The 13209-nt window shown below is 39.7% G+C and carries 14 protein-coding genes and 1 pseudogene; 6 read left to right on the forward strand and 9 right to left on the reverse strand.

Annotation, left to right across the window (positions count from 1 at the left end; genetic code table 11):
* The first annotated feature begins 9 nt into the window (after positions 1-9).
* The 3 genes from MiAbW_RS19510 to MiAbW_RS03765 are packed head-to-tail and all read left to right on the forward strand — an operon-like array spanning position 10 to position 2534.
* Positions 10-177, forward strand: coding sequence for a hypothetical protein (locus MiAbW_RS19510; RefSeq protein ID WP_172967340.1), 168 nt, complete (start codon positions 10-12; stop codon positions 175-177).
* A gap of 9 nt (positions 178-186) precedes the next feature.
* Complete coding sequence (locus tag MiAbW_RS03760; RefSeq protein ID WP_151694985.1) at positions 187-2127, forward strand: AAA family ATPase; 1941 nt, start codon at positions 187-189, stop codon at positions 2125-2127.
* On the forward strand, positions 2127-2534 hold the full coding sequence (locus MiAbW_RS03765; RefSeq protein ID WP_151694986.1) for a hypothetical protein: 408 nt from the start codon (positions 2127-2129) through the stop codon (positions 2532-2534). The genes MiAbW_RS03760 and MiAbW_RS03765 overlap by 1 nt, the downstream gene beginning before the upstream one ends.
* 42 nt (positions 2535-2576) lie before the next feature.
* On the opposite strand, the gene MiAbW_RS03770 is transcribed toward MiAbW_RS03765, so the two are convergent.
* The 7 genes from MiAbW_RS03770 to ispF form a co-directional block, all read right to left on the reverse strand.
* Positions 2577-2828, reverse strand: coding sequence for a hypothetical protein (locus MiAbW_RS03770; RefSeq protein WP_012266136.1), 252 nt, complete (start codon positions 2826-2828; stop codon positions 2577-2579).
* A gap of 5 nt (positions 2829-2833) precedes the next feature.
* Positions 2834-3592: a hypothetical protein gene (locus MiAbW_RS03775; RefSeq protein ID WP_151694999.1), complete on the reverse strand. Its 759-nt coding sequence runs from the start codon at positions 3590-3592 to the stop codon at positions 2834-2836.
* 30 nt (positions 3593-3622) lie between these two features.
* Entirely contained in the window at positions 3623-4015 is a 393-nt protein-coding gene (locus tag MiAbW_RS03780) for a Mo-dependent nitrogenase C-terminal domain-containing protein (protein ID WP_151694987.1), read from the reverse strand.
* Between the two features lie 523 nt (positions 4016-4538).
* Complete coding sequence (argS, locus tag MiAbW_RS03785) at positions 4539-6296, reverse strand: arginine--tRNA ligase (RefSeq protein ID WP_151694988.1); 1758 nt, start codon at positions 6294-6296, stop codon at positions 4539-4541.
* A gap of 92 nt (positions 6297-6388) precedes the next feature.
* Positions 6389-6775: a type II toxin-antitoxin system VapC family toxin gene (locus MiAbW_RS03790; protein WP_151695000.1), complete on the reverse strand. Its 387-nt coding sequence runs from the start codon at positions 6773-6775 to the stop codon at positions 6389-6391.
* 8 nt (positions 6776-6783) lie between these two features.
* The gene (vapB, locus tag MiAbW_RS03795; protein WP_238707188.1) at positions 6784-7005 is read right to left on the reverse strand and encodes a type II toxin-antitoxin system VapB family antitoxin; all 222 of its coding nucleotides are present in this window, start codon (positions 7003-7005) and stop codon (positions 6784-6786) included.
* A 41-nt stretch (positions 7006-7046) separates the two neighbouring features.
* Positions 7047-7526 (reverse strand): 2-C-methyl-D-erythritol 2,4-cyclodiphosphate synthase, encoded by a 480-nt coding sequence (ispF, locus tag MiAbW_RS03800; protein ID WP_151694989.1) that lies wholly within the window; start codon positions 7524-7526, stop codon positions 7047-7049.
* Between the two features lie 83 nt (positions 7527-7609).
* Here ispF and MiAbW_RS19895 point away from each other — a divergent pair, with 83 nt between their 5' ends.
* Positions 7610-7801, forward strand: a complete 192-nt coding sequence (locus MiAbW_RS19895; protein ID WP_151694990.1) for a hypothetical protein — start codon at positions 7610-7612, stop codon at positions 7799-7801.
* Positions 7802-8309: 508 nt separating this feature from the next.
* Here MiAbW_RS19895 and secA read toward each other — a convergent pair.
* Complete coding sequence (gene secA, locus MiAbW_RS03810; RefSeq protein ID WP_151694991.1) at positions 8310-11126, reverse strand: preprotein translocase subunit SecA; 2817 nt, start codon at positions 11124-11126, stop codon at positions 8310-8312.
* A 222-nt stretch (positions 11127-11348) separates the two neighbouring features.
* Here secA and MiAbW_RS03815 point away from each other — a divergent pair, with 222 nt between their 5' ends.
* Both MiAbW_RS03815 and MiAbW_RS03820 read left to right on the forward strand, forming a co-directional pair.
* Positions 11349-12338: an ImmA/IrrE family metallo-endopeptidase gene (locus MiAbW_RS03815; RefSeq protein WP_151694992.1), complete on the forward strand. Its 990-nt coding sequence runs from the start codon at positions 11349-11351 to the stop codon at positions 12336-12338.
* 2 nt (positions 12339-12340) lie between these two features.
* Positions 12341-12997: a hypothetical protein gene (locus tag MiAbW_RS03820; protein ID WP_151694993.1), complete on the forward strand. Its 657-nt coding sequence runs from the start codon at positions 12341-12343 to the stop codon at positions 12995-12997.
* 113 nt (positions 12998-13110) lie between these two features.
* Here MiAbW_RS03820 and MiAbW_RS03825 read toward each other — a convergent pair.
* Positions 13111-13209, reverse strand: a pseudogene (locus MiAbW_RS03825) (IS630 family transposase); the annotation flags it as partial.

Below are 13209 nucleotides of genomic sequence, written 5' to 3' on the forward strand. Positions count from 1 at the left end.
AGAAAATCCATGGACATAACTGCTAAAATTAAAGAACTGGCACAAAAATATGAGATACCTCCCCAACTGCTGGAGGAAGCCAGGGCTTTAGAAGTAGAAAAAATTACTCTACAAAATCGGCGGCTATCACCTAAAATTGTCGAACTTATCGAAAAATATACCGACTCCTCACAATAAATAAACTCTATGACTTTGAGACTGAAACAAATTCGCTTAACTAATTGGAAATGTTATCCTAGTCAAAATATTACTTTTAACCTGCATCCCGACAGAAAAATTCAGATTATCTTCGGTAATAATGGCCACGGTAAAACTTCTCTGATGACGGCGATTTTATGGTGTCTCTATGGGGGAGATATTGTATCTAAAGAGACTTTGAAAACCTATTTTTATCGAGGTAAGGATGATTCTTCACAGGCAATAGAAATGCAGGTAGAATTAAATTTTACTAAAAAGGAGAAAAATTACTTTATCAGTCGCACAGCGAAACTAAAAGTTAATGGTAGCACTTCCTATCCCAGCGTAGAGGAAGCATTATTTTATGAAGATGGAACCATGAGAAGTAACCCTAGGGAATATATCGAAGCATTGCTTCCTAAATCTATTCGAGATTTTTTCTGTTTTGATGGCTTAAAAATTGAACAATATACCCAGATAACTCAAACTAAAGAAGCAAAAGAAGCAATTGAAAAAGTTTTGGGTATCCCGGAATTAAGAAATCTGCGCGATGATACAGAAAAAGCCTTACAAGAATTAGAAAAACGTTTAAATAAAGCAGAGGGAACCAGTCAAACTTTTAAAGATAAGATGCAACAATTGCGAGAATTAGAAGAAGAACTTGATCTTAAAAAAGGTCAGCTTAAAACTGCTAAAGATGAGGAAAAAAATGCTAAAATTATCCATCATGATGCTCAAGAAAAAGCCTCTCAGATTGAAAGTTTGCGAGAAAAATTAGAGGAAATTCATGACTTAGAGAAAAAGCGTATCGGTTTACAAACTCAGTTAAATAACCTGCAAAAGTCTATTGATTCTTGGTTAAAAAAAGCTGCGATACCTTTGCTGATTAACTTTGTGCAGGAAATGGCTGACGATTTGCAAGTTACTAGCTTAAAAAGCACTTATAAAACTAATTCTACAGAAGTTTTAAAAGCAATACTTGACGACGAAAGCTGTCTATGTGGTCGTTGTTTAGATCAAAATTCTCGTAACTTTATCCTGCAACGAATTGCCGAACTAGAGTCCTTAGAAGTGGACAACGCCACCAGAATAGAAAAAGACCAACTTAGAATTTATTTACAGGGAATTATCCGAGATAATGCCAAATTTAGCAATTATAGTCAATTGCTTTTACAAAGAGATCGTTTAGAAGAAGAAATCGAAGAAATTAATCAACATATTAAACAGCTAAAACAGGAAACCACGGGAATAAATCAAGAATCAGCTAATGAGATTTGGCGAACAGTTGGCGAATGGGAACGAAAAGTCAAGGAGAGTGAAGAAAGGATCGAACGCTTGCAAAAGGAAATTGAAATCAAAGAAAAGCAATTAGAAAATTTACGCAAAGAAGTGGAAATTTTAGCTAGTGAAAATCAAACCACATTGATGTTATCTAATCAGGTTAAAATGGCCAGAGGTTTAAAAAATGCCACTAACGAATTAATCGAATGGCATATCGATAATTCCCAAAAAATGATTAATCAAGTAACCAGCGATCGCTATTTACAAGTAACCAACAAACCGGAGGAATATAGAGGAGTAGAAATCACTCCCGAATACACTTTAGGAATTCGTACCATCACAGGAAAATTATTAAATCCCGATGTTTTAAGTGCGGGAGAAAAGGAAGCTTTAGCTTTTGCTTTTATCACAGGTTTAAATCAAACAACCGATGCTTGTGTCCCCCTAATTATGGATACACCTTTCGGGCATTTAGATGAAGAACATCGAAAAAATATTATTAACTCTCTCCCTAATTTACACTCCCAAGTGATTATTTTAGCCACCGATCGCGATCTACCCGATCCACTTTTAAATCTCTTGCTTCCCCACACTACTGATATTTTTAAAATACACCGTTTGGCTGCCGATGAAGATGCTTCCGTGATTGAAGTGATGGAGAATTACTAATGCAGAGAATCGATCCCAGTTTGAAGATTTATGCCTCGGAAACTTCCAGAAATTATCTACAGGTACTAAAAGATAATAAAACCTTTGAGCGCATGGTAGATGCTTATTTATTCGCCGCTGCTTTTGCCATTAAACAAGACTTCAGTATCTACGGAACCACTCTGAGTAATCGACAAGATTTAATTGCTATTAGCCAAATCGATCTGGAAGTTATTTTAGCTTTAACCGCAGGAATTTATATTATCTGTAAAAAGAATTCCTATCCTCAACCCAGCGACGGCAAAGAAGTTTTAGATAAGATCTGTCAATACGCAGAAGTGGGATTAAGGGAATTAAAAGAACGCTGGCAAGGCAAAGTCAGCAATCAAATTCAAGCTGATATTGAGAGAATTATCAATAATCTCTGAAATTCTCTCCATCTAACTATCTTTTTTAGCGATAACGACAAATTACATTCTTTCCACACTGCCAAAAAAGACGGGTTCCACGCGAATAGCGACGATACTAGCTGGACGTAAAACCATATATTCCCCTTGGATATTTCTGATCGGAACATTGATAAAATCTTGGGAATCGGCTTTCGGAACTAATTCGTTACTGTACCACTTTTGAAATTCTTGGATAGTCAAAAAACGGACTTCCTCACGGTGTCCACTGCTTAAGAACAAATGTACGGCGTACTCGTCGGCTTTTCTACTCATTTTTTTTAACTAATCAGATTGAATTTTTGTAATAAAGTTGCCATTAAAGGCGGAAAGGTGAGACGCAATTCGCTCAAGTCCGAGAAAATTAATTTTTGGTAGCTTGGCAGGTCAAAAGCTAGTTTACCCTTTAATTCTGCTCGATTTTGATAGGTTAGCAGAATTTGTCCGCCCTGTTTACAAGCGATCGCATAACCTAATTCTACACCCACTAGGGGACTAGGCAGTAATTCCGTTTCCTTTTGGCTAATCGCCGTAGCATCGGCAATAAATAATAAACTTTTGCGAATTTTGCGTAATTGACTATCACTCAATCTGGTGACATTGCCCTCAGTTCGGGGCGTTTCTTCCATGGTTAAGGGCAAACGGGAGCGTTTATTGAGATTTTCGACGGTTTCAGTCAAAACTGTCTTTAAAGCGGTGCTAGAGTCCTTAAATTGGCTTTGGGAGCTAAAATAAATGACGGGATCCAACCAAGTGCTGAGGTCTTGTTTAGTAAAGTAAATTTCTTGGGAAATCAGGTCAATATTCGAGATGACGTAACCGCCACTACCTTCGAGGTAAAATTCCACCCTTTCCCCTTCTAGATAGCGTTGGAACCAGACAGAACCCTGTATCGTCAGACTATCATCGAGAAAATCGGCTCTTAAACCCGATTTTAAGAGACTATTGCGACTTAAGCGCAAATCGTGGGGACGTTTGATAACCTCGCGGATAGGTTCGTATTTGTCCAGATACCAAGCTTTCAGAGCGATGATGGCCATAGGTGTGGCGATTAAAGACACTCTCCCATTTTAGCAGTAAGCACCGATATCCTCTCCACATTCATCGGCCAGGTAAGAAAGAGCGCGAAATCTTAACATCATTAGGTTTTCGTAGAGGGGATTTAGCTTGCAAAGGGGCGGAATCTCTAGAATTGTCCAGCTAAATAGGGTAATTTTCCGGGCAAAGGGACATTGAGCCGGAATTAGACGACAAATCCTGTGTGCTAGTTCAGGTGTATTGATTTCTAGGCGATCAATTCGTTGCCGCAGGGGTTGCCATAAATCCCATTTTGGTTGCGGTGACGGGTTTTTCCGATTGCCTTTCGACCAAGGGGCGATCCAATTAGAGACAATTATTTTATTTGTGGTATAATCTGATACATCAGCATCGGCCATAGCTTTATCTTCAATTGATTGACTCATAAGGTTCTATCTGAGATTACGACAGGGCGAACAATCTTTCCCAAAAATCCCCTAGGACGTTCGGACAGTTGGCCGCTTTAAAGATAACATCTCTGGGATAAAATTACCCGTTAAGACTACACAGGAACGCCAGGGCTGCGGAGAGGAGATTTGAACGTTTGTACTAAATTACCACCTCTGAGTTATCACCTGAAAGCGAATAGGCAACAGACGACAATAAGATAACGTCACGAGTGAGTTTAACTAGATTAATCCCTAAGCTTCCCCCAAAGATATTGGCTCTGATTAGAGCTATTTCTAGGTTAGCAAAAACTCAGGTTTTTTCACGTCAGCATAGTACACTTTTTCTGGGTATAAAATATCACCCGCCTTGGCCAAAGATACGCAATCTAAGGGTTGTGGGGTGTGGGGTGTAGGGTGTGGCAATTATGAATTATCAATTATAAATTATGAATTGAGTGGTTTTTTGCTCTGAACAGTAAACTGATAACTGAACACTGATAACTGATTACTGATCACTGATTTACATTCTTTCCAAAACAGGAATTCCCAAGAGAGATAAGCCTAATTTTAGGGTTCTTGCCGTTAAATCACACAAAACTAAACGAGAGGTTTTAATCGGTTCTGCCGCTTTCAGAACGGGACAATTCTCATAGAAACGATTATACTTTTTACTGAGTTCATAAAGATAATCACATAAACGATTAGGTAATAAATCCTCTTCCACGGCACTAATTACTTCCGGCAGTTGCAGTAATTGTTTAGCCAGAATTAATTCGCTTTCATCCTTGAGAATTAGCGGTGAATTGGCACTTAAATCCTGAAAATTAATACCACCTTCGCGACTGATACTCTGAACTCTAGCGTAAGCGTACAGCATATAGGGGGCGGTGTTGCCTTGCAGATTGAGCATTTTGTCGTAACTGAAAACGTAGTTACTATGGCGATTTTGGCTGAGATCGGCGTATTTAACGGCACTTAATCCGACGGTTTCGGCAGTCTTAGCGATAAAATCGCCAGTTTCTTCTCTTTCCTCGCTTGCCAGTCTTTTTTCTAAGTCAGCTAGGGAACAGGTGATCGCTTGATCGAGTAATTCTTGTAATTTTACCGTCTCCCCGGAACGAGTTTTTAATTTTTTACCATCTTCCCCTAAAACTAATCCAAAAGCGACGTGAACCACTGCCACATTATCGGGTAAAAATCCCGCTTTTTTAGCCACCTGAAATACTTGGGCAAAATGGTGAGCTTGTCCAGCATCGGTAACATAAATTATTCTTTCGGCCTTATCTTGACGCACTCGATAACAAATTGCTGCTAAATCGGTGGTAGCGTAATTATAACCGCCGTCGGATTTCTTGACAATTAGGGGTAAAGGCTCCCCCTCTTTGTTGGTAAAACCATCGAGAAAGACGCATAAAGCACCTTTGTCTTCTGTTAGCAATCCCTGGTGATCTAATTCTCTGATTACTGTCTCAAGGTAGGGATTATAAAAAGATTCCCCTCTTTCGGTCAGTTTTATGTCAAGAATATCATAGATTTTCTGAAATTCCCGTCGTGATTGTTGACAAAGTAACTGCCATGCTTGACGACTTTGAGGATCACCCGACTGTAATTTTACTACGGCTTGGCGGGCAGTTTCTTTAAAGTTTTCGTCTTCATCAAAACGAATTTTAGCTTTTTTATAAAAGCTAACTAAATCCCCTAAATCAAGGGCATCTGCTTGGGTTAAAGCGCTAGGATAAGCTTCTTGTAGATAGGTAATTAACATCCCGAATTGAGTACCCCAATCCCCGACGTGATTAAGACGAATTACTTGATGATGACGAAATTCCAGAATTCGAGCAATACAATCACCAATTATAGTTGATCGCAAGTGACCGACGTGCATTTCTTTGGCAATATTGGGACTGGAAAAATCGACAATAATTTTTTGACTGGGGTTAGCAGCGGCAACTCCTAAACGGTTGTCAGTAATTAGGTCTTTTAATTGGGTTTCTAGATAACTGGGTTTAAGGGTAAGATTGATAAAACCAGGGCCAGCAATTTCGGGGGGTTGACAGAGATCATCTATCTCTAGATTTTTTAGTAAAGTTGCCGCCACTTCCCGGGGTTTTTGTTTTAATTCTTTGGCTAAAGAGAGGGAAATATTACATTGATAATCGCCAAAACGGGGGTTACTAGCGGCGACAATTAGAGGATCGGTAGCGGCGAAGTTTTCCCCAAAGGATTTAACTAGGGATTGGGAAAAACGCTCTTTTATTTGTTGGATAATAGCAGTCATAGAGAGAATTTAGCAATGAATGTTAGAAATCTATGGGTAATTAGGAAATTTATCTTGCTCTCATCTTGAATAGAATTGAGCCGAACGGGGTATTATGTCCATTTTCTTGGTACATTATAAGCATCAAATTTAGTATCTTTACTAATTAGAATTAGCGATCTGTTTAGAGACTGAGCAATTAGCATTCTATCAAATGGATCTCGGTGATGCAAGGGTAAAGTACAAAGTTTTAGAGTATCAGAAAATGATATAGATAGTAAGGTTATATCTGATGCTTCTAGTTTAGTTTCAATGGTTTCATAACTTTTTTGTAGGGCTAACTTACCTAAATTTAACTTAATCGCAATTTCCCAGAGACTAACAATACTGACATAAACTTCAGGAGCAAAATCAATTTCATCCCGAAGATTATCAGGCAAGTTAGAATCGTTTTCAGTTAACCAGATGAAAGTATGAGTGTCCAGAAGAAAAGATGTCATCACATATATTACTGAAAATCTTCCAAAGACTCATCAAAATCATCAGACAAAGGTAAGGTAAATGTACCTTGTAAAATTCCTGAACGACGTTTTCTAAGAGAAGGTTTCTCTATAATAGCATCTGATTGATAATTGGCCATCAAATATTCAGCATAGTGAAGCAGCTCTATTTTTAAGAACTCTGGCATTGTTTCGACAGTTTCTAAGATTTTTGTGTCTATATTCATCATAAGTTCTGGATACTTAATCTCAGCAATTTTTTACTAATTACTTATTCCTTAACCAATAAAACCACGGCATAAACTGCGATACCTTCTTCTCGTCCCACTGGTCCCAATTGTTCGTTAGTAGTGGCTTTGATTCCCACCTGTTCCGGATTAATCTTGAGGGTTTCTGCTAACTTGGCTCGCATCGCATTAAGGTGGGGTTTCATTTTCGGTTTTTCGGCAACGATTACCGAATCAATATTATTAATCTGCCAACCTTTATCGATAATTAATTGATTAACTTGTTCTAATAATTTTAAACTATTCGCCCCTTGCCATTGCGTGTCTGTGGGGGGAAAATAATGACCGATATCGCCTAAACTAAGCGCTCCTAGCATGGCATCCATGATAGCATGGGTTAAGACATCGGCATCACTGTGACCCAATAAACCAACGGTATGGGCAATTTCTACTCCTCCTAAAATTAAAGGTCTTCCCGTTACCAATCGGTGGATATCATAGCCGTTACCAATACGAATATTCATAGAGCAGTACCTTTGAAGTTATATTAATTATCTTATCGCAAAAGGGAAGGGGAAACGGGAAAATATTTATTTGTTTTTAATGGGTGCATCTTAATTTTTGTCAATCTACTAAGTTAGTATTTTTAAAGGGAAACTCTCTGCTAAAGTCGGGCGTTACTTTCGATTTTTTCCCTCAATCCAAGCTTTTGGGGGGTAGAACCCCCCAAACCCCGGAGCGCATTAGTTTTTCGGTGGGATGCTTACAGGCAGCAGCTGATATATCTGTAATAATTTAAGAGTCACTGATAATTGCTGATTGTCGGTGTTTCTGCAAATGTGAGATGCACCCAAATTGCGGTAGAATTTTCTTGGGGATAATCTCCTAACTTCTGACCATCCACTGCCGATTACCGCAAAGGATAGCGATTTATTCTATCAGATTGAGAAGATATTAGGTAAGAAGTAACTAAACACAATTAATTACACATATCTAACCACCTCTTGCCTTTTGCCTCTTTCCTTTTGCCTATCCTAACCAAAAAGTTAATTTTATCCTATTACTTATGATAACACTTGTGACTATATTTTTCACTGCCTTGCTGGCAGTTACGGATTTTACTTACCAAGTTTTGATTCATTTTCCCGTACAAATCATCAATTTTTTGGGGTCGTTGCTGTCCTATGGAGTAATCGGACTAATAATTTTCGTCCTAGTGTGGATTGTGGGTGACTGATTTCTCGGTACCAAAAAATGAGAGAACCAGCCTTAGCCAATTCTCCCCAATTTAAGCCAACTTTTAGTTTTTACTGTTCACTAGCCACTGCTTGGGGTTGTCCTTGCGGTTGGAATTGGAACATGGAATAAACCACATTGCGACGGATATCAATCATCATTTCTAAAAACATCTCGTAGCCTTCCTGTTTATACTCAATTAGAGGGTCTTTTTGACCGTAACCGCGTAAACCAATCGACTCGCGTAAAGCTTCCATAGCTTGCAGGTGTTCGCGCCATAACATATCGATTTGTTGCAGAATAAAAAAACGTTCGGCATCACGCATTAAACCGGGGCGACTACTATCCACTTGACGTTCCTTAATTTCGTAGGCTTTGCGAACTTCTTCGTGTAGAAACATCTTGATATCATTAACACTCATGTCCTCGACATCCTTAGCGGTAATATCTGCCAATAGATAGACGAATTCCTGAGATTTACTAATCAGTTTTTCTAAATCCCATTCTTCCGCCGGCAGTTCGGGATTCACATAAGCCATGACGATTTCATCCATGGTTTTTTCGGCGTATTGCAGCACCTGTTCTTTTAAGTCCATCCCCTCCAAAACCCGACGACGTTCGGCATAAATAGCGCGCCGTTGATTATTCATCACCTCGTCGTATTCAAACACCTGTTTCCTGGCATCATAATAGAAGGTTTCCACTTTTCTTTGCGCGCCTTCCAAGGAACGAGTCAACATTCCCGATTCAATGGGCATATCTTCTTCCACCCGGAAGGCATCCATTAAACCCGCCACGCGGTCGCCCCCAAAAATCCGCAATAAATTGTCTTCTAGGCTTAAAAAGAAGCGTGTGGAACCGGGGTCGCCCTGTCTGCCCGCCCGGCCTCGCAATTGGTTGTCAATACGGCGGGATTCGTGGCGTTCCGTCCCGATAACGTGCAGTCCGCCTCTTTCTACCACTTCATCGTGTTCTTTACCCGTGTAATCTTCATAACTTTTACGAATTAATTTATAGACTTCCCGTAACTTTTGAATAACCGGGTCATCCGTGGGGGCTTTTTCAGCTGCAATGGCGATTTTTTCTTCTACTTCTAATTCCGGTAAACTTTGAGTTCCGTGGGTATCAACGGCAAATTTAACCGCTTCTTTCAGGGTATTTTCTATCTCTTTCGGTAACTCGGTGGGAAAAATTTCCGCCGAGGCGCGCCAGTTTTTTTTCTTCTTACCCGGGGCGAATCCTTGCGGGCGATTGCGTTCGCCTAAACTGGGTAAACTAAAGGCCAAATTGTCATCCTCGGGCATAACTAATTTGGGCATTAAATACTCGCGAATTTTCAATCGGGCCATATAATCGGAGTTACCACCGAGGATGATATCGGTTCCCCGTCCCGCCATATTCGTAGCAATAGTTACAGCCCCGGCCCGGCCTGCTTGGGCGACGATTTCCGATTCCCTTTCCACGTTTTCCGGACGGGCATTAAGTAAGTTATGGGGAATCTTTCTTTCCTGTAATAACAGCGAAAGCACTTCTGATTTTTCCACACTGGTGGTACCGACTAAAACCGGGCGACCCTGTTCGTGCATTTGTTGACATTCTTCGGCGACGGCGTTCCATTTTGCCTGTTCATTTTTATAGACCACATCGGCTAAATCTTGCCGACGAGAAACGCGGTTAGTGGGGATAATTGTTACTTGCAGGTTATAGACTTTTTCCAGTTCCGTTTCTTCGGTTTTGGCCGTCCCGGTCATGCCGGATAATTTCGGATAGAGTAGGAAAAAGTTTTGATAGGTAATCGTGGCTAAGGTTTGGGTTTCCTGTTGAATTTCTACCCCTTCCTTAGCTTCCACTGCCTGATGTAAACCATCGCCCCAACGTCGCCCCGGTAATACCCGTCCCGTGAACTCATCAACAATAACAATTTCACCGCTGCGGACGATATAGTTAACGTCTTTTTTCTGGAGTTCTTTGGCACGAATAGCGTTAGAAATATAGTGCGCCCAGGGATTTTCTTGGTCGTATAAATCGGTAACTCCTAATAGTTCTTCCGCTTTTTTAAAGCCTTCATCGGTCATTAAAACGTTACGGTCTTTTTCGTTAACTTCGTAGTCTCCCGGTCCGTCTTCTACTTCTTGGCGCACTAATTGCTTGGCGATTTCGGCGGCGAGAATATATTTTTCTGTGGGTCGATCGATCGCTCCTGATATAATTAATGGAGTTCTCGCCTCATCGATAAGAATGGAATCCACTTCGTCGATAACGCAGTAGTTAAAGGGTCTTTGGACAACTTCCCCCATCACTGTGGCCATGTTATCGCGCAGATAATCAAAGCCGAGTTCGCTGTTAGTGGTGTAGGTGATGTCACAGGCATAATTTTTCTTTCTTTCTTCTGGACTCATGCCGGCTTGAATTAGTCCCACACTCAACCCTAAAAAGCGGTGTACCTGCCCCATCCACTCCGCGTCACGACGGGCGAGATAATCGTTAACGGTGACGACGTGAACCCCTTTTCCGGTCAATCCATTCAAATAAGCGGGGAGAGTGGCAACCAGGGTTTTTCCTTCCCCGGTTTTCATCTCGGCGATTTGTCCTTTGTTCAGTACCATTCCCCCCAATAACTGCACGTCAAAGTGACGCATCCCTAAGACTCGGATTCCCGCTTCCCGGACAATGGCGAAAGCTTCGGGGAGGATTTCCTCGAGAATCTCCTCTCTTTCGTCATAATTTCTCGCTTTGTCCAATCTTTCCTTAAATTCGCTGGTTTTGCTCCTTAATTCCTCATCGGACAGGTTTTTAATATCCTCTTCCAGCAGGTTGATTTCGGTGACGAGGGGCTGAAATTTTTTAATTTTGCGGGCGTTGGGGTCTCCGAGTAGGGCTTTTAACATAGCAGTTTTTATTCTCTCGCTTCGATTGGCTCTTGATCTGTGGTGTTAACAATTGTATCACTCTGGTTGGGAGTGGAGAATCATTTATCGGTGAACAGGGACTCTTGCCAGTGGGCAAAAATTAAGTTAGAGATGGTATCTTAGAGATAAGAATATACTGATCTACTTTGATTCCCTAAAACCTTAAAAAACTTAGTATTGCCGACAAAGGAGGGTGAAACCATGACAGAAAGCCTTACCATGGCAGCCCTCTACGGGAAACTCTCAGAAATCGGACTTAAAAAAAATTATGTCCGAAAAAATGGCTTGCCCAGTTGGTGGGATGATGAACTCAATGATAAACCCGTTGCGGTCCTAGAAGGAGCAGGTTATATCGCCAAAAACCTCAATCTTGACCTCTCATCCTTATTAACCCCTCAAGAAAAGGTCAAATTTAATCGACCTCCCCATACTAAATTTAAACAGCACAATAGCCAGAATAACCAACATCCCCATCTAGCACAAGCTTTAGCGAGTCGTTTTGCTGAGTTAATTTCCTTGGGGGTTGAAGTTAATTATACCCCTTTATCTAAGGATGCTAAAACCATCAGGAAAGACATCTTAAGTCAACAGCCAAAGGTTGACTTGACCTCTATTTTAGACTATTGTTGGTCTCAGGGAATAGCGGTAGGATACTTTGATCATTTTCCTAACAAAACTAAGAAATTTGCTGGATTAATTCAATGGTATTCCACTTGTCCTGTAATTATTCTTAGTTCAAAATATCAACAGTCGGCAAGACTCGCTTTTAACTTAGCGCACGAGTTAGGACATTTAGCATTAGCACATCTAAAAGATGGGGTATTAGTTGATGAAGAGATTAAATTTGATAATGATAGCGAAGAAAAAGAAGCTAATCAATTTGCCACTGAATTACTCCTAGGTGATTGTGATAACTGCCTTGGGGATAGGAAATTCCAAAATGTTGAAAAATTGAGTAAATATGTTCAAGAACATTTTATCTCTCATCATCCCGATATTGATATAGGTGCAATTATTCTGAACTATGGATGGCATAACAACTACTTTGCTTTAGCCATGGCTACTTTAAAATTATTAGAACCCAACCCAAATGGCAATAAGATTATTAATGAATATTTGGCTAATAAGTTAGACTGGGATAAATTTGATGACGAAACCTACGAGTATCTAGAAAAAGTGTTAGGAGTTTAACCTTGATAGGTTCTGTTTATTGTTTGGATAATGACATTATCCTAAAATTGTCCACCTATGGCTTATTTGAGAAAACCCTCAATACCTTTGGAGTTGAGATTAATCAAGTTAAAATTCTTGAGACATTTAAATATAAATTTAAAAGGCAAGCGCAACAAAAAAGGAAGAGAAACCCTGTTAAATATAACCTAGAAGACGTTTTATCTGTGGTTGAAACCTGCGATAAAATATCAATCGATAATATCAATCAAGAGGATTTTATTCAATTAGAGAAAATCGAAGGAATAGATATAGGTGAGGCTATTCTCCTCAGTTATGTTAGCTACTTGAATAAACAAAATAATTTAAGCTATTTACTCACGGGAGATAAACGCTGCTTAAAAAATTTAAATGTTCCTGAAACTAATCAGATTACTGACTATCTTCAAGGTAAAATATGGTGTTTAGAACAATTAATTTTAAAAGATATTGAAATTTATGGATTTAAGTGTATTCAAGAGAAAATTTATCTCGTTCGAGATTGTGACACTAATCTTAAATTTATATTCGGTTATAGCAGAGAATCAGCAGAGCAGGAAGTCAGAAAACTGTTAGAAACTGAAATTAGGGAATTAAGAAAAGAAACGGGAAACTTACTTTATCCCTACCCTCAAGGATAGCAAAATTTGTTGTTTATTTTCGTTGATACAGTCCTGTCAGCAAGCGAGTGGAAGGAACCACTCCAGACACAGAGGACACGAAGAATATAGTTATTTCAAATAAGAACGAGACACTAGGCGACACAATAAGTACGAATAATTTCATCAAGGGGTGTCCCCACAGGAGCATACATTCTTGCCCTCTTTAATGCACTAAAATCATGTTCGATATC

This window comes from Microcystis aeruginosa NIES-4325 (assembly GCF_008974145.1).
Classification (GTDB): Bacteria; Cyanobacteriota; Cyanobacteriia; order Cyanobacteriales; family Microcystaceae; genus Microcystis; species Microcystis aeruginosa_G.

Bases quoted from the DNA above. Each gene is read 5' to 3' on its own strand.
- MiAbW_RS03815 (WP_151694992.1), top strand. From the start codon at position 11,349: ATGACAGAAAGCCTTACCATGGCAGCCCTCTACGGGAAACTCTCAGAA.
- MiAbW_RS19510 (WP_172967340.1), top strand. From the start codon at position 10: ATGGACATAACTGCTAAAATTAAAGAACTGGCACAAAAATATGAGATA.
- MiAbW_RS03765 (WP_151694986.1), top strand. From the start codon at position 2,127: ATGCAGAGAATCGATCCCAGTTTGAAGATTTATGCCTCGGAAACTTCC.
- MiAbW_RS03790 (WP_151695000.1), bottom strand. From the start codon at position 6,775: ATGACATCTTTTCTTCTGGACACTCATACTTTCATCTGGTTAACTGAA.
- MiAbW_RS03775 (WP_151694999.1), bottom strand. From the start codon at position 3,592: ATGGCCATCATCGCTCTGAAAGCTTGGTATCTGGACAAATACGAACCT.
- vapB (WP_238707188.1), bottom strand. From the start codon at position 7,005: ATGATGAATATAGACACAAAAATCTTAGAAACTGTCGAAACAATGCCA.
- ispF (WP_151694989.1), bottom strand. From the start codon at position 7,526: ATGAATATTCGTATTGGTAACGGCTATGATATCCACCGATTGGTAACG.
- MiAbW_RS03780 (WP_151694987.1), bottom strand. From the start codon at position 4,015: ATGAGTCAATCAATTGAAGATAAAGCTATGGCCGATGCTGATGTATCA.
- MiAbW_RS03760 (WP_151694985.1), top strand. From the start codon at position 187: ATGACTTTGAGACTGAAACAAATTCGCTTAACTAATTGGAAATGTTAT.
- argS (WP_151694988.1), bottom strand. From the start codon at position 6,296: ATGACTGCTATTATCCAACAAATAAAAGAGCGTTTTTCCCAATCCCTA.
- MiAbW_RS03770 (WP_012266136.1), bottom strand. From the start codon at position 2,828: ATGAGTAGAAAAGCCGACGAGTACGCCGTACATTTGTTCTTAAGCAGT.
- secA (WP_151694991.1), bottom strand. From the start codon at position 11,126: ATGTTAAAAGCCCTACTCGGAGACCCCAACGCCCGCAAAATTAAAAAA.